At 46.1% G+C, this 19,651-nt stretch carries 17 protein-coding genes; 8 read left to right on the forward strand and 9 right to left on the reverse strand.

Features of this window, described 5'->3' with window-relative positions:
* The first annotated feature begins 2 nt into the window (after positions 1-2).
* The 5 genes from QUB77_RS25075 to QUB77_RS25095 all read left to right on the forward strand — a co-directional run bounded on the left by QUB77_RS25075 (position 3) and on the right by QUB77_RS25095 (position 8,263).
* Complete coding sequence (locus QUB77_RS25075) at positions 3-3,212, forward strand: EAL domain-containing protein (protein WP_333178209.1); 3,210 nt, start codon at positions 3-5, stop codon at positions 3,210-3,212.
* Between the two features lie 103 nt (positions 3,213-3,315).
* Positions 3,316-4,905, forward strand: coding sequence for a glycoside hydrolase family 57 protein (locus QUB77_RS25080; RefSeq protein WP_333178206.1), 1,590 nt, complete (start codon positions 3,316-3,318; stop codon positions 4,903-4,905).
* Between the two features lie 654 nt (positions 4,906-5,559).
* Positions 5,560-6,354 (forward strand): ABC transporter permease, encoded by a 795-nt coding sequence (locus QUB77_RS25085; RefSeq protein WP_445251770.1) that lies wholly within the window; start codon positions 5,560-5,562, stop codon positions 6,352-6,354.
* Between the two features lie 224 nt (positions 6,355-6,578).
* Positions 6,579-7,442, forward strand: coding sequence for an aldo/keto reductase (locus QUB77_RS25090; protein WP_333178203.1), 864 nt, complete (start codon positions 6,579-6,581; stop codon positions 7,440-7,442).
* 143 nt (positions 7,443-7,585) lie between these two features.
* Positions 7,586-8,263 (forward strand): GIY-YIG nuclease family protein, encoded by a 678-nt coding sequence (locus QUB77_RS25095; RefSeq protein ID WP_333178201.1) that lies wholly within the window; start codon positions 7,586-7,588, stop codon positions 8,261-8,263.
* Positions 8,264-8,363: 100 nt separating this feature from the next.
* On the opposite strand, the gene QUB77_RS25100 is transcribed toward QUB77_RS25095, so the two are convergent.
* Positions 8,364-9,212 (reverse strand): DUF3598 family protein, encoded by an 849-nt coding sequence (locus QUB77_RS25100; RefSeq protein ID WP_333178198.1) that lies wholly within the window; start codon positions 9,210-9,212, stop codon positions 8,364-8,366.
* 18 nt (positions 9,213-9,230) lie between these two features.
* Between QUB77_RS25100 and QUB77_RS25105 the strand changes: the two genes are divergently transcribed.
* Positions 9,231-10,040, forward strand: a complete 810-nt coding sequence (locus tag QUB77_RS25105) for an SAM-dependent chlorinase/fluorinase (RefSeq protein ID WP_333178196.1) — start codon at positions 9,231-9,233, stop codon at positions 10,038-10,040.
* Between the two features lie 101 nt (positions 10,041-10,141).
* Here the strand turns inward: QUB77_RS25105 and QUB77_RS25110 are convergent, their stop codons facing one another.
* Positions 10,142-11,146: a site-specific DNA-methyltransferase gene (locus QUB77_RS25110; RefSeq protein ID WP_333178193.1), complete on the reverse strand. Its 1,005-nt coding sequence runs from the start codon at positions 11,144-11,146 to the stop codon at positions 10,142-10,144.
* 171 nt (positions 11,147-11,317) lie between these two features.
* Between QUB77_RS25110 and QUB77_RS25115 the strand changes: the two genes are divergently transcribed.
* Entirely contained in the window at positions 11,318-12,121 is an 804-nt protein-coding gene (locus tag QUB77_RS25115) for a helix-turn-helix domain-containing protein (protein WP_333178191.1), read from the forward strand.
* A gap of 82 nt (positions 12,122-12,203) precedes the next feature.
* Here the strand turns inward: QUB77_RS25115 and leuS are convergent, their stop codons facing one another.
* From leuS to aat, 3 genes are all read right to left on the reverse strand, one after another.
* Positions 12,204-14,759 (reverse strand): leucine--tRNA ligase, encoded by a 2,556-nt coding sequence (gene leuS / locus QUB77_RS25120; RefSeq protein ID WP_333178187.1) that lies wholly within the window; start codon positions 14,757-14,759, stop codon positions 12,204-12,206.
* Positions 14,760-15,009: 250 nt separating this feature from the next.
* On the reverse strand, positions 15,010-15,732 hold the full coding sequence (locus tag QUB77_RS25125) for a Uma2 family endonuclease (RefSeq protein WP_333178184.1): 723 nt from the start codon (positions 15,730-15,732) through the stop codon (positions 15,010-15,012).
* A gap of 100 nt (positions 15,733-15,832) precedes the next feature.
* Positions 15,833-16,411 (reverse strand): leucyl/phenylalanyl-tRNA--protein transferase, encoded by a 579-nt coding sequence (aat, locus tag QUB77_RS25130; protein WP_333178248.1) that lies wholly within the window; start codon positions 16,409-16,411, stop codon positions 15,833-15,835.
* Positions 16,412-16,475: 64 nt separating this feature from the next.
* Between aat and QUB77_RS25135 the strand changes: the two genes are divergently transcribed.
* Entirely contained in the window at positions 16,476-16,805 is a 330-nt protein-coding gene (locus tag QUB77_RS25135; RefSeq protein ID WP_333178183.1) for a hypothetical protein, read from the forward strand.
* A 125-nt stretch (positions 16,806-16,930) separates the two neighbouring features.
* Here the strand turns inward: QUB77_RS25135 and rpsN are convergent, their stop codons facing one another.
* The 4 genes from rpsN to QUB77_RS25155 form a co-directional block, all read right to left on the reverse strand.
* Complete coding sequence (gene rpsN / locus QUB77_RS25140) at positions 16,931-17,233, reverse strand: 30S ribosomal protein S14 (RefSeq protein ID WP_333055623.1); 303 nt, start codon at positions 17,231-17,233, stop codon at positions 16,931-16,933.
* A gap of 260 nt (positions 17,234-17,493) precedes the next feature.
* The gene (nth, locus tag QUB77_RS25145) at positions 17,494-18,159 is read right to left on the reverse strand and encodes an endonuclease III (RefSeq protein WP_333178180.1); all 666 of its coding nucleotides are present in this window, start codon (positions 18,157-18,159) and stop codon (positions 17,494-17,496) included.
* Between the two features lie 177 nt (positions 18,160-18,336).
* Positions 18,337-19,437: an RIP metalloprotease RseP gene (gene rseP / locus QUB77_RS25150; RefSeq protein WP_333178177.1), complete on the reverse strand. Its 1,101-nt coding sequence runs from the start codon at positions 19,435-19,437 to the stop codon at positions 18,337-18,339.
* A gap of 35 nt (positions 19,438-19,472) precedes the next feature.
* Entirely contained in the window at positions 19,473-19,634 is a 162-nt protein-coding gene (locus tag QUB77_RS25155) for a hypothetical protein (protein WP_333178174.1), read from the reverse strand.
* Positions 19,635-19,651: the final 17 nt, after the last annotated feature.

Below are 19,651 nucleotides of genomic sequence, written 5' to 3' on the forward strand. Positions count from 1 at the left end.
TTATGTTAGATATAAATCAGACCAACTATCTACTAAAAATGGTAGCGGAATCAACATTAAACTTGTTGATTATCGAAGACATGGCAGAAGATATGGAATTAATAGTGCTCGCCTTAGAAGCGGGGGGGGTAAATTTTAAGTGCGACACGGCAGAAACAGCAACAGAGTGCAGAAAAATGCTCGAAAATTGCAAGTACGATGCTGTACTTTCAGATTACCGACTCCCCGGTTTCAACGGTTTAGAAGTGTTGAAATTAATGCAGGAATTAGGGCAAGACATACCCTTGATTTTAGTAACGGGAAGTTTGGGAGAAGAAGCGGCAGTAGAGTGCATCAAAGCCGGAATGACCGATTACGTATTAAAAGGGCGGCTGTTTAGGTTGCCAACAGTTTTAGAACGATCGCTCCAAGAATACAAAATGCGGCGCCAGCAACAAGAAGCGATCGCCCAAATTCAGCGGCAAGCTCAGCGAGAAGCGATCGTCAACCGCATCCTCCAAGCCATGCGCTTCACCCTTGTACTCGACGAAGTGCTGCAAACCACCGCAGATCAACTGCACGAAGCTTTAGACATCACCGCCTGCGCGATCTTGCAGCCAGATGCTGAAGGCGGCATCAAAGTTCGATACATCAGCAAAGCATCCAACAGAGAAAGGTTTGTCGGGCTAAATTGCAAAGTGGCCGAGCACTACCGATCCGGGCTCGCGGCCGGGGAAACCTTGATCATCGACGAGTTATCAACACTGTGCCCGTCCCTGCAAGAATCAGCAGAGTTGGTAGGGTTTCGCTCCGTCGCGATCGCCCCACTGCTCTACCAGCAGTCATTTTTGGGAGGAATTAGCCTCTATCAGTGCGATCGGGCGCGCTCTTGGAGCATCGAAGAACTGTCGCTACTCAAAGCCATAGCCGATCAGTGCGCGATCGCGATCCACCAAGCCGAACTCTACCAACAAGCCCAAACCGAACTGGCAGAACGCAAGCGCGCCGAAGCAGCAGTCTGCGGCATCCAGCAGCAGCTAGCCACAATGGCAGCCAACATTCCCGGCTCAGTCTACCGCACCGTGCTGCATCCAGATGGCACAATGTCCATGCCCTACATCAGTCCGGGCGTGCGCGAAGTTACTGGGTTCGGGGCCGAAGAAGTGATTTCGCACCCAGAACTCTTGACCGAAATCATCCATCCAGAGGACAAAAGCTCGTGTGACAGCAGGGTAGCAGCATCAAGAGCGAGTCTTTTGCCGTGCGATCGCCAGTACCGCATCGTTCTGAGATCTGGGGAGGTCAAGTGGGTGCAAGACAGCGCTAAATTTTCCAAAAACGAAAACGGCGACATAATTATAGACGGAGTAGCCCTCGACATCAGCGATCGCAAACAAGCAGAATCAGCCCTGCGCCAAAGCGAACAGCGATTTCGCTCGCTGATTGAAAATGCCACAGACATCACGATCATTCTCGACGCCGAAGGAATCTTCCGCTACATCAGCCCTTCCGTCAAGCGAATTTTAGGATACCCGCCCCACCAGGCGATCGGCCGCAGCGCCTTAGAAATAGTTCACCCCGACGACTGCGCCACGATCACCGAAACCCTCCACAAAGCCATTGAAAACCCCAAAAGAAGCCAGTCCCCTGTTGAGTACCGAGTCCGCCACCGCAACGGTTCCTGGTGTTATGTAGAAGCTGTAGCCACCAACTTGCTGTACGATCCCGCAGTCGAGGGAATCGTGATTAACTGTCACGACATCACTCAGCGCAAACTCGCCGAAGAACAACTGCTGCACGATGCTTTTCACGACGCCCTCACCGGATTGCCCAACCGATCGCTATTTACCGATCGACTGGAACACGCTCTGAGGATGGCAAAACGGCGCAAAGACTACTTGTTTGCCGTGCTGTTTCTCGATTTAGATAGATTTAAAGTAGTCAACGATTCCCTCGGCCACGCCATCGGCGATCAACTGCTAGTATCGATCGCGCGGCGTCTGGAAGCTTGTCTGAGGGTCGGAGATACCGTGGCCCGCCTCGGAGGAGACGAGTTTGTGCTGTTGCTAGAAGACATCGAGGGCATCAATGAAGCTACCACCATTGTCAACCGCCTGCAAAAGAAAATCACCTCCCCTATCCTTCTAGACGGACACGAAGTATTTATCACCGCCAGCATCGGCATAGCTTTGAGTTCTGGCGAATACCTGGAACCGACAACCCTGCTGCGCGACGCCGACACAGCAATGTACCGCGCCAAAGAACTCGGCAGAGCCCGACACGAAGTTTTCAACAGTTCCATGCACGCCCACGCTTTGCGGCTGTTGCAGCTAGAAAACGACCTGCGGCGGGCGATCGAATCAATTAGAGAGCCGGGCACAGAAGAAGACTTTCCGCCATCCTCCGAATCAGCCTTACCTCCCTTATCCCCAGCGCCCCAGTTTATTATTCACTACCAGCCGATCGTGTCGATCGCCACTAACACAATTACCAGTTTTGAGGCCCTAGTGCGCTGGCAGCATCCAGAACGCGGCTTAGTTTCCCCCGGCGAATTCATCACCATCGCCGAAGAAACCGGCTTGATCGTACCCCTCGGCCGCTGGGTACTCCGCACAGCTTGCCACCAAATCCGCCAGTGGCAGCAGCTATTTCCCAACCACCCCCCCTTGAGCGTTAGCGTCAACATTTCTGTCAAACAGTTTTCTCAGCCAGATTTAATCGAATACATCGACCAAGTTCTCGCAGAAACTCACCTCGACGGCAGCAGTTTAAAACTAGAAATTACCGAAAGCGTACTCATAGAAAATTCCGAATCAGTAACAGCTATGCTGGTGCAGCTCAGAACCCGAAACATACACTTGTGCATTGACGACTTCGGCACCGGCTATTCATCGCTTTCCTACCTGCACCGCTTCCCCACCAATACCTTAAAAATAGACCGCTCTTTTGTTAGCAGGATGGGAGGTGAGTTCGATTTCAGTAAAGGAGGCATTGACCCCACAGAAATTGTGCGGTCGATAGTTACTTTGTCCCACAATTTAGGCATGGATGTAGTAGCCGAAGGAGTCGAAGAATCCTCGCAACTATCTATACTAAAAGGGTTAAAATGTGAGTACGCCCAGGGATTCTTTTTCTCAAAGGCAGTAGACTCTCAAACAGCAGCAGCCCTAATCCGACAGCAAGCAGAAAATCAGAATTTGCTGACATTTAGTTTGTTAGAGAAAGGTCATTAAAAAAACACGGCACTTTGTGAGTCCCGTTTCAGCATAAAATCTTAAAATATTTTAAAGCTGTGCCTAACTGGCTGCAGTTAATAACTACGGCATCCAAATCATTATGACTATTGGCTACCTCGCACTCGTTCTCCACGCCCACTTGCCTTTTGTCCGCCACCCCGAAAGCGACTACGTTTTAGAAGAAGAATGGCTGTTTGAGGCGATCGCGGAAACCTACATTCCCCTGCTGCAAGTCTTTGAAGGGCTCAAGCGCGACGGCATCGACTTTAAAATTACCATGAGCATGACGCCGCCCTTGGTGGCAATGCTGCGCGATCCCTTGCTGCAAGACCGCTTCGACGACCACTTGGCTAAACTCGAAGAATTAGCCGATCTCGAAATGGAACACAACAGCGGAAACGGCCACCTCCGCTATTTGGCAGAACATTACGCCGCCCATTTCTCTCAAGTCCGCAACTTTTGGGAAAAGTACGATCGAGATTTAGTCAAAGCTTTCAAAGAACACCAAGATACCAACAACCTCGAAATCATCACCTGCGGTGCCACCCACGGCTACCTACCGCTGATGAAAATGTACCCCGAAGCAGTTTGGGCACAAATTCAAGTAGCTTGCGACAACTACGAAGCAAACTTCGGCCGCCGACCAAAAGGAATTTGGCTGCCCGAATGCGCCTACTACGAAGGCTTAGAGAGGATGTTAGCCGACGCCGGCCTCCGCTACTTTCTCACAGACGGTCACGGCATCCTCTACGCCCGCCCGCGTCCCCGCTACGGCAGCTACGCCCCAATTTTCACCGAATGCGGAGTAGCAGCCTTCGGCCGGGATCACGAATCCTCGCAGCAGGTTTGGTCTTCGGAAGTCGGCTATCCCGGCGCAGCCGAATACCGCGAATTCTACAAAGATTTGGGCTGGGAAGCTGACTACGACTACATTAAGCCCTACATCATGCCCAACGGCCAGCGGAAAAATACCGGGATTAAATATCACAAAATCACCGGTCGCGGATTGGGTTTAGGCGATAAACAGTTGTACGATCCTTACTGGGCACGGGAAAAAGCAGCCGAACACGCCAGCAACTTTGCTTTCAACCGGGAACGCCAAGTCGAACACCTCAACGGCATTATGCAGCGTCCGCCGATTATTGTTTCGCCTTACGACGCCGAACTTTTCGGCCACTGGTGGTACGAAGGGCCTTGGTTCTTAGATTACCTGTTCCGCAAGAGTTGGTACGACCAAAATACCTACGAGATGACGCACTTAGCCGATTATTTGCGGGGAAATCCGACTCAGCAAGTTTGCCGCCCGTCTCAGTCTAGCTGGGGTTTCCGGGGTTTCCACGAATATTGGCTCAACGATACCAATGCTTGGATTTACCCGCACTTGCACAAAGCTGCGGAACGGATGATTGAGTTGGGAAGCATGGAACCTGCGGATGAATTGCAGTGGCGGGCTTTGAACCAGGCGGCGCGGGAAGTGCTGCTAGCTCAATCGTCTGACTGGGCGTTTATCATGCGTACAGGAACGATGGTGCCCTATGCAGTGCGACGGACTCGATCGCATTTAATGCGCTTTCACAAGCTTTACGATGAAGTGAAAGAAGGGAAAGTTGATTCGGGTTGGTTGGAGAAGGTTGAGGAGATTGATAATATTTTCCCTGAAATTAACTATCGCGTTTATCGATCGCTTTAAGCCTCGTTTCCCCTCCCATCCTGTCCCCCCAGCCCTGCTTAAGGGAGGGACAGGATGTTAATTAAAATTAGGTAGGCGTTGCTGAATCAAGGTACGATCAACTTATAATGCGAGCGCGGACGCAGAAAATGATTGCTTTAATTTGGATAGGGAATTGGAACATCTGCAAATTTTAGAAGCGTGAATTAGTAATTGAATTGAATATCTTAGAAAGTGGTTGTCTAATTTAGAATAACAAGACTTTTTCGTTTTATACGCGCTATCCGGGTGCCTTAATCTTGTATTTTTACCCTCAACTCTTATCATATAGCAATCCTTGCAAGAGTTATAAATTTTAGAATTACTATATTTGTCAAATCTTTATCATATTAATAATTGTAACATATTAGTATTTCCAATCAATGAAGCGATAGTTGGTGTAAAATATAAATTATTGTTAATAATTGCCAAAAGATATGGGTTTAAGATGAAGTGAAATTAATAATTGTAATTTTTGTTTAAATATTGTTAGATAAGTTAATAATGCGTGTTAGTCAAACAACTTAACTAAGCGGTATAAATAATTTAAAGTTATAGTGAAATGAGCAGCCTGTACAGCAGTTAACTTCACACAACCTTTAAAATATGCGAATTTAAGTATTTACACGGCAAAAAATGGCGACAAACATGGGACGATATTTGCACGTACTGAAATTGTTCTGGGGTGCGGCGATCGCAGCGGAACTAGAATACCGAATCAACTTTGTCCTCGCGACTCTCAGCAGCCTCGGAAATCTTGCGGGCAGCTTGTTTGGGCTATTTTTGTTCTACCGTACCGGCTACAGGTTTGCGGGCTATTCATGGGAAGAGGCTTTAGTTGTACTCGGTATTTTCACGATTTTGCAGGGGTTTTCGTCAACTTTTCTCGCGCCAAACCTCAGCCGTATTGTCGATCGAGTGCAGCAAGGTACTCTCGATTTCGTACTCCTCAAACCCATCAGTTCCCAATTTTGGCTATCTGCAAACACAGTTTCGCCTTGGGGAATCCCAGATTTAATCTTCGGCACCGTATTGCTGCTGTATGCTGCTAACAAGTTGGGAGTAGAAATCGGTAACTATTTTTTAACAGCAATACCGCTGTTATTCGGAACTATTACTCTTTACAGTATATGGTTTATGTTAGGGGCCACCAGCATTTGGTTTGTCAAAATTTACAATGTTACCGAAGTCCTCAAAGGATTGTTAGAAGCGGGCAGATTTCCAATGGCAGCTTATCCCGCAGCTTATCGATTTTTCTTCACTTTCGTAGTTCCCGTTGCCTTCTTGACGACTGTGCCAGCAGAAGCCATGCTGGGGAGAGGTGAAATCGTTTGGATCGCAGGGGCGGGAATATTGGCGATCGGGCTGTTATTTTTCTCCCGCTACTTCTGGCAATTTGCACTCCGCTTTTACACTAGCGCTTCCAGCTAGTTAAATCGGTAGGTAAACTGCTGCACATCTAGATTGTCTATTATCTTTGAGAGGGAGAGGATTTGACACCGGGGAACAGGGAATTGAAATATACATTTTTAAGGCAAAACAGCTTATCTAAAAAATATTATTTTCTATTTACTTAGATAGTTAAATAAATGTAAGATTTCAACCTATCCTTGAAATGTAAACTGGAAATAAACCACGCAAACGAAGGCAAACCAATGAAAAGAAAAAAACTGGGTAACAGTAATTTTACTATCAGCGCGATCGGTCTTGGAGGTATGCCAATGTCCTTAAGCAGCCGGCCGCCAGAATCGCAATCAATTGCGGTAATTCACCGCGCCCTCGATTTGGGTGTCACCCTAATTGACACCGCAGATTCCTACTGCCAAGATGAATCCGACAAACACCACAACGAACAACTGATTGCCAAAGCTTTGGAACAGTACACCGGAGATACTCGGGCTGTTACTGTCGCCACTAAAGGCGGCTTAATGCGGCCTCAAGGTGCATGGACGCGCAACGGCAACCCCCATCATTTGCGCCAGACAATTCGCGAAAGTTTTGAAGCATTGGGCGGCGAGAAACCGATCGACCTTTGGCAATATCACTCCCCCGATCCCGCTTATACCATCGAAGCAGCCCTAGCACCCGCAAAAGAAGCAGTAGAAGCAGGAATGATTCGATTTATTGGAGTTTCCAACTTTTCTGTAGAGCAGATTAAACGCGCCCGCGATACAGTAGAAATTGTCTCTGTACAGAATCAGTACAATCCGTGGCACAGACAGCCGGAATCAGACGGCGTTCTGGAATATTGCGAAACCGAAAAACTGACATTTTTTCCCTGGAGTCCTTTGGGAGGAAGCCGCCGCGTCACCAGCTTGCAAGATATACCCGCGATCGCCAAATTAGCCGCAGAAAAAAACGTTTCAGTTTACTGTATAGTATTAGCTTGGTTAATGGCTCAATCGCCCTGCATCGTTCCGATTCCCGGTGCGACCAAAGTATCGAGTATTGAGGACTCTGTGGGGGCGCTGGAAGTTAAATTGACTGACGAGGAATTGCAACAAATTGCCGCAAGTTAAGTATATAAGGGCAAAAAAAACAATAGAACAGGCTTTTCGGCCTGTTCCACAAACAGAACTTTATTGTGGGGTGGGCCGGAAAGCCTGCCCCTGAAAGTGGGATTGAATGAGTAAATTTGACATTTTTTGAGGAATTGGGTTTTATGGAAGCTAATCAAGTGAATGCCGATCGAGACGTAGCAATAGAACATCAAAACGTACCAGTCGCCCATGAAGGACTGCACAACTTTTTATACAGTTCCGACTCAGAACATAGCGCCGTTGCTGCAACTCCGGCATTAGAAAATGACGGCACGCAAGTAATGGCGATCGATACATGGCGCGATTTGGCAACTAACGCGAAAGTCGCCGGCGTTTACGCTGTAATGGACACTTCCCGCAACACTCAGTTTATCGGTTATTCGCGAAATATCCTGCTTTCAATCAACGGTCACATCGCCCAAAATGGCGCAGAAAATTGTGCTTTCCTGCGCGTGCAAACTTTCAAATTCCCGAAGCGGGAAGAAATGGAAAGTTTGCGGGATGCTTGGATAGCAGAACTCGGCAGCATTCCGCCTGGAAACGGTGCTGACAGCGAAATGTGGGCGGCTACGGTAGGCCAAGCGGCGCGATCGGCAATGTCTGCGGAGGAACAAAAAGCTTATGAGGAAAAGAAGCTGAAATTGCGGAAAGCAATGGCAGATTCCAGTCTTACCAAAGAATTAGAAACTGCCGCCCAAAGTGACGGCGAACGCGCTAAGGATTTGGAAGCGGCTGTTAATAATGATGACTGGAGTGCGGTGATTCAATCGCAAACGCAGGAAACAAAGTCCGGCGAATAAAACTCGCAGATACATAAACTTTGGTCCGCCCTAAATGGGGGCGGGTTTATGTAGATTATGGGTGGAAATTAAAGAGTGTTTGTGAACTAGCTCATACTAATCAATGACTAACTTTGCGTTCAGTAACTAAAGTCAAACTTACCCATTCACCCCGCTCATTGTAACTGCGAATCATCCGAAACCGCAAGTCAGGTTCTACCAACCAACCTGCCTCGAAAAATATAGGTTTTCTCAATTCAATTTTGACAGGTAAAGTGCAAGAACCGCCGTCAGGAAGGAGTACAACTTGCACGGGCGAAGCACCTTCGTTAAAGTGCAGAACTGAACCGTCAATGCTGGCGCTAGAACTGATAACAGTATCATTACTGCCAAAAGTGATTTTGTTTACTAGGCGATCGCCATTTTCCAAATGCAATTGCAGTTTGGTAGAATAAAAGTCAGGAGAACGCGAATCTGGATACATTGTCACCGCCTCACCCTGCCATTCTCCCAGCAAAGCCTCAACAGTTAAAGGCGGACGTTCGGGGACATTTTTATCCGGCTGTTTTTCCCGAATTAAGGTAAGGTTTGATAAATTGCCGTCGGTATTGTATAGCTGAACGAAGCGCAATCGGCGATAATTGTAGATAAAACCAAACTCGGCACCGCACTCAGAATAAGGCGCTAGTTGAATAGTACCCTGACAAAAAGCTCCATTTTCAAAAAACAAGATATCCCGTCCCAAACCCTGATATTCTCGAACAAGTTCGCTCACTTCTGGTTCGCCGATACCGTTAGGATTTGGGGAAAAGCGACGGAGTTTCAATCGCACATTTTTGTTGTCATTGAAACCTTCGAGAGAAATAACGCTAGGAGTATCTTGAAGTACCTCTCCTCGCGGCGATAACTGGGTAAAAGAACCGTGCCATTCTCCCAAGTTTTGCAGAAAGTTTTCCCATTGTGATACCATATTCTTACCTTTGGATATATGTCTAAAAATAGAATTATAACTCTGCTTACGGATTTTGGATTAAGCGATGTTTATGTGGGAGTGATGAAAGGTGCGATCGCCCAAATTAACCCGCAGTTAAAAGTCATTGACATTACGCACCAAATACCCTCTCAAAATATTGCGGCCGCGAGGTTTTGTTTGATGACTGCTTTTGCTTATTTTCCGCCGGAAACAGTACACGTTGCTGTCGTCGATCCGGGTGTGGGAAGCAAGAGACGCGGGGTTGCGATTAAATGTGCTAATTGCTTTCTTGTCGGGCCGGATAACGGGTTGTTTAGCGGGGTGTTGAGTCGGGAAAGTGCGAGATCCTGTGTCGAACTCACCAACCCCAAATACTGGCGAACACCTCAACCCAGCAGCACTTTTCACGGTCGCGATATTTTCGCTGCAGCGGGCGCTCACTTGGCGAACGGGGTGGCGTTGGAAGAGTTGGGAGATGCGATCGACCCTGCAAGTTTAGTGCAGTTAGAGATACCAAATTGTGCCGTTACAGCCACAGGTATAGAAGGATGTGTTCAATATGTCGATCGCTTCGGCAATCTAATTACTAATATCCCCAATAATTGCCTTATAGGTAACAATTGGTCATTGACAATTAGCAATAGTTCTGATGCAATTCGCATCCCCAGCGGTAAAACCTACAGCGACAGCCAACCGGGCGATTTAATTGCCATAACTGGTTCTGACGGTTGGCTAGAAATTGCCGTTAATGGCGGTAGCGCTCAATCAGTATTAAAATTGGACTGCGGAGCGATCGTGCAATTGCTTTTTGAAACTAATAATTAAAATCATCTCTTTTAGTCCCTCTCTGCTGGGAATTTGTGTGTGTAGAAGCGATTTCAAGAGACAGTTTCATATCTGAATAAAAATTAGACTATTTAGCCTAATTAAAAACAATAATTATTAACTTCAAAAAGTAGCCTGTTTTGAGGTAAAATCAATCCTGATGCTTCCTCAGTTAACAATTTGTTGTATATTGTATCCGCTTGCCCAAAATATTCTTGAGGCAAGAATCTAAATATTGATGCAGCAACATATTGTTTTTCCTTTTCAAAACTTATCCAGTTTCTTGATAATTCTTCTGCTGCCTGACCCGTAGTATTAGAACCCGAAAAAATATCTACTACCAAGTCTCCTGGTTCAGTAAGAAAATTTATAAAAAATGACGGTAATTTTTGGGGAAAACGTGCCGGATGCGCCTTAACATTAAACTCTTTGCACCAACGCAAGTATTGAGAATTACTTTCCGAATTAGAAATCTCTAGCAAATTAGATGGAATAGCACCTCCATTATCTTTGGCAAATCGATCGCTAATATTGTGACCGGAAGGACGTTCTTTGGGCGTGTAAAATTCATCAGCATTTTTCAAAAGTTTTTTCATTCTCTCAGAATACTCTACTTTAACTTTACTAATATTCGCTTGAGGCTGATTCGTTTTGGAAAGCCACCAAACAGTATTTACAGAATCTTTAGCCCGAATTTTCTTTTTATTCACCCACTCTATAGGAGATGGAAGTTTTGAAGGATTAAACCAGAAAAACTCTTGAGCAAGTTTAAATTCATATTCGTCACATAACCTAATAAGCACGCGGTAATTATACAGCGATCGTACAGGTATTCCTTTTTGATAAGCACCTCCAAGGTCTATAACAAAACTTCCAGTATCCTTGAGAACTCTTTTAATTTCAGAAGCAAAGCCCAGCAGCCAATCAACATATAAATCTTGATCTTCATTTCCATAACTCTTTTGGCGTTGCAATGCAAAAGGAGGGGATGTAATCACCAAATCTACAGAATTGCTAGCAAGACTATTCAGGAGATGAAGAGAATCTCCCAAATAAGATTGACCGTATTTGGTAGTGTAAATTGGGGCGGGCAAAAGGTTACTCATGTTTAATTTAGATTAGTTTAAGGTACAACAGACACAGCCTACTGTCATTATATCAAAATCCGTACTTTCAGTCATAGTAAATCCGTACTTTCAGTACGTCGCTTTGTGTATAAATTCTTCGTACCATTCAAAAAGCGAACTTTCAGTTCGTTTTTATGAATTGTGAGGGGTATGAATTACAAAGAAGCCAGACAACAATTTGCGGCCAAGGTAAGTCAGTTACGCAGAGAAAAAAGGATGACACAGGACGAGTTAGCAGAACTCATAGACAAGACTACTGACTATATCAGCTTATTGGAACGCGGTGAAAGATCGCCATCCTTTGAAGTTATTTTCGCTCTAGCTGAAGCGCTCGATGTACCCGCTACTTATTTAATCAGTTTTAGCCAAAGCGGCGAGAGTACAGCTCTCATTAGCACCCTAATAGCTGAACCAGTTTCTCCGTCAGTTGTAGAGCCTGTTGAAGAGGCTGTTACCACGGAAGCAGAACGCATTTCAGATGCTAAACGGCTAGAAAATGCTATGAAAAGCATCCAAGAATTGCAAAATCTGGCTAGTGAATATGGTATTGCGGATATTTTTCAAGATAACGGGGGAAAGACTTTACAGTTATTAATCCTTTTAGGGCTGCGGATATCGCCGGGACGTGAAGGAAACGATGCTATTGATGCTGAAGGAAAAGAATACGAACTTAAAACAATAAATATTGCTCTCAATAGAAGCGGTGGGGTCACTACTCACCATCATTTGAATGAGATTATACTTGACAAATATCGCAGAGTAGAAGCTTGGTATATTGGACTGTATGAAGGCATAACTCTCAAAGAGATTTATAAACTTACACCTGAAATGCTGGAACCTAAATTCAAAGAATGGGAAGAAAAGGTAAGGCTAAAAAACGCGCCGCTAAACAATCCTAAAATTCCCTTAAAGTTAGTAAAAAAAGGGCAACTTGTCTACTCTTACAGTAAATAATAGTTGCCCGATAGTGTTTAAAGGGGATTAGGTTGTGTTTGTGTAGAAACGATACGTTGCCTACAGGTAGCGACTTTTACCCTCAAGCTATCACGAAATTAACCAACTTCCCAGGCACGACAATTACCTTTTTAATCTCCTTACCTTCCAGGTGACGCTTGGCCAATTCCGACTCGCGAGCAAACTTTTCCAAAGCAGCTTTATCAGCACCAGAAGGCACTTGAATTGTGCCGCGAGTCTTGCCCATCACTTGAATTACCAGCGTAATTTCATCGGTAACTAAAGCAGATGGATCGACAGCCGGCCAAGTTTGCGTATGCACCGATTCACTGTTACCAGTATTGTGCCACAATTCATCAGCAATATGCGGCGCAAAAGGCGCTAACAAGCGAATCAAAGTGTTAATTCCTTCTGCATAAATTGGCGAATCTTTACATTTAGCATCATTCAAAGCATTGCTGAGTTTCATCATTTCAGAAACAGCAGTATTGAACTGATAATCGCCCTCCAAATCTTCGCTAACTTCCTTAATTGCAGTGTGAATCGCCCGCCGTAAATCCTTCTCAGGTTTACTTAATTCAGCATTTTCTACCTCTTGACCGGGGGTGACAGGGGGGGGTGAACCAAACTCTGTAACCACGCGCCAAACGCGATTTAAAAAGCGAAATTGCCCTTCTACATCAGCATCATCCCACTCCAAATCCTTCTCTGGCGGTGCTTTGAATAAAATAAACATCCGCGCCGTATCTACCCCATATTTGCCCATAACTTCCAAGGGGTCAACGCCATTGTATTTTGATTTGGACATCTTCTCGTAGAAGACTTGCAAAGCTTCGCCAGTTTGAGGATCTTTGGGATTTGCGGGGTCTATATCTGCTGGGGGAAAGTATTTGCCAGTAACAGGATTTTTGTAGGCCATTGCTTGCACCATGCCTTGAGTTAACAGGCGTTTAAATGGTTCGTCACAATTGATTAAACCCCGATCGCGCAAAACCTTGGTAAAGAACCGCGAATACAGCAAGTGCAAGATTGCATGTTCGATACCGCCCACATATTGGTCTACGGGCATCCAATCATTTGTCTTGGCACTGTCGAAGACTTGCTCTTGATTTTGAGCATCGGGGTAGCGCAAGAAATACCACGAAGAATCGATAAAAGTATCCATCGTATCTGTTTCCCGCTTCGCCGCAGTGCCGCAACTCGGGCAAGGAACGTTTACCCATTCTTCCATCTTTGCCAAGGGCGAACCTTTGCCGGTAAATTCTACATTTTCCGGCAACAATACGGGCAAATCCGATGCGGGGACGGGGACTGTTCCGCAGGTGGGACAGTGAATTACGGGAATGGGAGCGCCCCAATAGCGCTGTCTAGAAATTAACCAATCTCTCAAGCGATATTGCACTCGCGCTTTGCCGCAACCTGCATCTTCGGCATATTTAATTATTGCTGCTTTGCCTTTAATTGAATCCATGCCGTTGAAGCTTTCGGAATTAATCATAATTCCGGGTTCGGTGTAAGCTTCCGTCAGCGGAACTTCATCATCATCTACAATTACTACTTTAATTGGCAGTTGATATTGATTGGCAAATTTGAAATCTCGCGTGTCGTGGGCGGGTACTCCCATGACTGCGCCGGTGCCGTATTCGTACAGCACATAATCGGCAATCCAAATGGGGATTTCTTCGCCGTTGAAAGGATTGATTGCTTTGCCGCCTGTGGGGATGCCGCGCTTTGGTTTGTCTTCGGCTGTGCGATCGATCTCGCTTTGGGCGGCGACTTCTTTGATGAAGGTTTCTACGGCGGCTTTTCTATCTTCGGTTGTCACGCGCTGAGTTAGTGGATGTTCCGGCGCTAAAACAATGTAACTGACGCCGTAAACTGTATCGGGACGTGTGGTGAAAACGGCGATTTTTTCATCCATTCCGACAATGGGAAATTCTAAGTAAGCGCCGACTGATTTGCCGATCCAGTTGGCTTGCATTAATTTGACTCTTTCTGGCCAATCTGGCAATTTCTCTAAGTCGTTTAATAACTGTTCGGCGTAATCGGTAATTTTGAGGAACCACTGCCGCAATAATTTGCGCTCGACTTTGGCACCGGAACGCCAGGAACGACCTTCGTTATCTACTTGTTCGTTTGCTAAAACTGTTTGGTCTATAGGGTCCCAATTAACTGCGGCTTCTTTTTGATATGCTAATCCTGCTTCTAAAAATTGCAAGAAAATCCATTGAGTCCACCGATAATAATCGGGAGAACAAGTTGTAACTTCTTTTGTCCAGTCGAAAGAAATACCCAGGCGGCGAAATAAGCCTTTCATTTGGGCAATGTTTTGATAAGTCCATTGTGCAGGGGGAATTCCTCGCTCGATGGCTGCATTTTCTGCGGGCAAACCAAAAGCGTCCCATCCCATCGGATTCAATACCCGATAACCTTGCATTCGCTTGAGTCTGGCAATTACATCGATGATTGTGTAGTTGCGGACGTGGCCCATGTGCAGGTTTCCCGACGGGTAGGGGAACATGGATAAGGCATAAAATTTAGGCTTTTGCGTATCTTCAGGCATCTGGTCTAAGTTTTGCTCAGCCCATGTCTGCTGCCATTTTTCTTCTATGGATTGGGGGTTATATCTGGAATCCACAACAATTGCTCCGTGCAGGGTTTAGTAATGTTTGCTTCAGTATTTTTACACATTCAAGGGGCTTCGATTCTGATTTTTCTGAGCTCCAAGGATTTTGGCTCAAATATCTGTATTATGTATTGTAGTATATGTAATTTTAGCTGGGGGGCGATCGACCAAATATCCCGGTTCGCCCTGAAAAAAGTAAATAACTGCAATCCCCAGAAACCCGATTTCTTTGACAAACCGGGTTTATTCTCCTAGTTCCAGCTTAGATGCTATCAGGATCGATGTTCAATTCGCGCAGTTTGGCTGCTAAACGTTCCGCTTTTTGAGCTTCTTGTTCGGCCCGCTGCGAGGCTTCTTCGGCACGCTGCGAGGCTTCTTCGGCACGCTGAAATTCTTGTTCTGCGCGCCGTCGCTCTAATAGCCGCTCTGCATTTATTTCGGAATAGGAAAGAAACTTTTCTCCATCAGGGCGATAGATTTCTAACCCTTCTTCTGGTAACTCAAACCGCACTCCCAGTCTGGGACTTATCCATCCCTCGATCGGTTCAATGGGTTCTAAGATTCCTTCAATTCTTTGCCAACCTTCTAACTGATTTCTTTCTGGATCGTAAAGGTAATACTCCTCGACTCCATAACGATAGTAAAATGAAAGTTTCTTGTTCATTTTTGTGTTACTATCGTTGTGGGAGCGAATTTCAAAGACGACTTGGGGAGCAATATTATCTTCGCGAGACTGTATGTAGGAACGTCGCTCGCCTTTTGGTCTACCAAATATCACCATCGTATCCGGCGCTTGAGAAATATCTGGTCTACCTTCAACTGGATACCACAGTAAATCGGCGGCTACAAACACGTTGGGATCTTCTTCAAACAGCGATTCGCAACCTTCTTTGATTGTGACAATTAATTTGTATTGTATTGTGCTGTCTGCCATTGGTTGACCGTCGCTGGAAGGATAAATAATTTCTTCGGTTGTGACTTGCATTGTGGTTGTCTCCGAGAAGTATCTGAGCTTAATTATACTATTATTTGAAGCAACTATCCGCGCCGAAAAGGGCATTGCCGTTTCCCTACTTACAGAATATTCAAAATAGCGAGCAGCGGCGTTTCAAAGCTGCTTGCAAAAGAGTGTTGTACAGTTTTTCCTTAACAGTATAAGCGCCGAATCTTTCCAAGTGCGGATTGTTCATTTGAGCATCGAAAAGCAGATAAGATCGGTCGCGCAATCTCTCCACCAACTTCACCATCGCCACCTTAGAACCCTCGGGAATTCGGTAAAACATCGACTCCCCAATAAACGCACCGCCGATCGACAATCCGAGAATACCGCCCGCCAATTCGTCCCCGCACCAAGTCTCGAAGCTGTAAGCCCAACCGGCCTCATACAAAGCCCAGTAAATCTTCTTGAGCTCCCTAGAAATCCAAGTCGTTTCGCGATCGGCACAACCCTCAACCACCGCCCCAAAATCGCGGTTCACAGCCACCGAAAATCGATTTTGATTGAGTTGGCGGCGCAGGGATTTCGGATAGGTAAATCTTTCATCCAGGGGAATCAGCGCCCGCTGCCGGCTCGAATACCACCCCAAACTTTCCTCCCCGTCATTTGCCATCAAGAAATAGCCTTGCGCGTATCCTTGTATAATTGTCGGTATATCATATTGCATATATTTATCAGTTGTCATTTCTCAGTTAACTTTTCAAAGTCAACATTAGCAATTAGGAATAATCATGTCTGAAATCATTGAACCTATTACCTTACCGCCCGCCCAAAACCCCGAACAAGAAGGCCAATGGCTCCAACAAACGCTGCTGGCATGGCTAGACTCCGAGTTTATCCCAGAAGCAGCCAACCAGCAAATAGCTAAAAGAGCTGCCCAAATCTATGTCCGCCAGCGCATGGAAGGCGAAAATGACGTGGGCAGCCTCGTAATTGCGATCGTCACCGAAATGCAGGCCTATGATTTTTCTAAAAGCTTCTACGGCGAATTTGCGATCGCCAACGCCGTCAGCGACTTGTTACTCGAAAGTCTCGGCATCGATAAATGCTGCGGTCAGTGAAGCAAGAAGGAGGAAAATTTAACTCATAAGTCTGAAACAAAAATTAACCCGAAACATAATCCTGCCGATTAATTGTGAGTTTTTTCCTTCTTTCTTCCTTCTTCCTTCTTCCTTCTTCCTTCGTGCTACCAGCTAGACTTCACAACACCGGGCAAAAGACCTTCGTGAGCCATTTCTCGCATCATGTTGCGAGACAGTCCGAAGTCACGATAGTAACCTCTGGGCCGTCCAGTTGCCCAGCAGCGGTTCCGCAAGCGAGTCCGCGAACTGCTGCGGGGTAGCTGTTGCAGTTGGCGGTGAATCGCCATTTTGTCCATCTGATTGGTAGCTTGGTCAAACTGGTCTTTCAGGTCTTCCCGCTTGTCGGCATACTTGTCTACGAGTCTCTGGCGCTTTTTCTCGCGCTCGACCATGCTCTTCTTAGCCATAATCTGTTGATATCCTTAGATAAATCACAATCTACCATTTTAGTATATTTTGGTGATTTCGGATCTCTTTTATTTGAATTATTTCTTTTGTTAACAAGATTTTTAGCAACAGGCAAGATGCCTGTTCCACAATAACTCAACATTTTTGTGGTACACGCATCTTGCCTGTACTTAACCTTGGTGCAACACCAAACTATTAGCAAAAGGGTACAAATCTGCAATAACTCAACATTTTTGTGGTACACGCATCTTGCCTGTACTTAACCTTGGCGCAACACCAAACTATTAGCAGAAGGACACAAATCTGCAAGTTCGCAAATATTGCAAACCGGATTTCTCGCATTACAAACCGCCCTGCCGTGATAAACCAACCGAATCGACCAATTTTCCCAATCCGGCTGCGGCAACAATATCATCAAATCCCGCTCGATCCTTGTAGGATCGCTATGTTCGGTCAATCCCAACCGCTGAGTCAAACGTTTTACGTGAGTGTCTACCGTCACGCCCATATTAATACCAAAAGCGTGAGCGAGAACGACATTAGCTGTTTTGCGGGCAACTCCGGGCAATTCTAGCAGCAGTTCCATCCGCTGCGGCACTTGATTGTTAAATTTATTGACGATCGCCTGACAAGCACCTTTAATATTTTTAGACTTATTGCGGTAGAAACCAGTCGATCGCACCAGACTTTCGAGTTCTTCTATATCAGCATTTGCCAAAGCAACCGCATCGGGAAAACGCTCAAACAAAGCCGGCGTTACCAAATTTACTCGATCGTCCGTACACTGAGCCGAGAGAATCGTCGCCACCAGCAACTGCACGGGAGTTTCGTAGTTGAGAGTACAAGGAGCTTCTGGATACAGGCGTTTGAGGCGAATCAGAATTTCGAGCGATCGTTGTTTTAAACTTAACTTATTTCGAGTCATTAATGTAAATCAAGGGCTGGCACTGTACATCTTACCCATTGGGAAAACTGCACACATAATCTAAATGTAGGGTGCGCAGTGCGCACCTTACCCATTGGGTAAATACGAGAATAAAAAAGGCGGAGAATTAGAAAAAATTAATACTTTTAAATTTTCCCCAATTCCCAATTCCTTAATTTACTGTTGCCGAAAATTGCCCATCAAATCGAACCCAGCCAAATTAGCTGTATCCCGAATAATCAAGAAAATTCCCAAACCCAGCAACAACACCAAACCCGTCTGCATCACATTTTCCTGAATCCGGTTCGGTAAAGGTTTACCCCGGAGTCCTTCGATTAACAAAAAAGCTAGCTGACCGCCGTCCAAAGCAGGTAAAGGCAAGATATTAATCACAGCCAAATTGATGCTAATTAGCACAGCATACTGAAACAAACTAGCAGCATCCGATTTGGCAATCCCTGCACCAATCGCCACAATCGCCACAGGCCCTGACAACTTGTCGGCAGTTTGGCTGAAATTGCTAAGTAACTGCCCAAAACCTTGAACAGTCAGCAGCACAATCCGCTCAAATTCTTTGGCTGCCTTGCTAAACGCCTCTACAATTCCTGCCCTCTGCCGCACCACAGTGCCGTTAGAAGTTAGCTGCACGCCAATGCGACCTTTGCCGTCGGGGGACTGTTCGGGAGTGACTGTCACCACAAATTTTTGTTCTTGGCGCTGAATTTCCAACGCTAGGGGTTGCTTGGGATGATCTTGGATTTCTGTTACCAATAATTTGATTGCTTCGCGGGAAGCGCCCAATTCCTTGCCGTCAACAGACAGAACAACGTCGCCCGATCGAATTCCCGCTTGTTTCGCCGCCGAACTGACTTCTGCGGCGACTTCCGGGACTTTAACTCCCGGTAGGTAGTTCATTTCTGCAGCGCCGACAGTTGTCAATTGCACCACCAGCAGGAAATAAGCAAAAATTAAGTTGGCAATTACCCCTGCACTAATGACGATCGCCCGATCGAGCACGGGGCGATTTTTGAGCAAATTCGGGTCATTTGGGGGAATTGTACTGTCTGGGTCGTCGTCCGGGAAACCCACGAAACCTCCCAGGGGAAAGGCGCGGAGGGCGTATTCAGTTTCCGGGCCTTGGTACTTCCAGAGGATGGGCCCGAAACCGATAGAGAAGCGGTTGACGTGGATGTGTTGAAGTCTCGCCGCCAGGAAGTGGCCGAGTTCGTGAACGACAATCAAGATACCTAAAACTGCGATCGCTGCCAAAACTGACATGAAGGATTCCACTAACACTTTTACTTGACTTTGATTTATTTTAATATCTTTTTAAGATCGGTGGCTTCGGAGCAGCAATTTTCAGTCAAACTGGAAGGTGGAGTTTTTGTCGGAAGGCGGGGCCACTGCGATCGACCCGACGCTGCCAAACCGATCGCGCGATCGTACCTGAGTTTACCTCTAAAACCAATTCCCATTACCAATTCCCTATTAC

It is taken from the genome of Microcoleus sp. AT9b-C3 (assembly GCF_036705485.1).
Taxonomy (GTDB): Bacteria; Cyanobacteriota; Cyanobacteriia; order Cyanobacteriales; family Microcoleaceae; genus Microcoleus.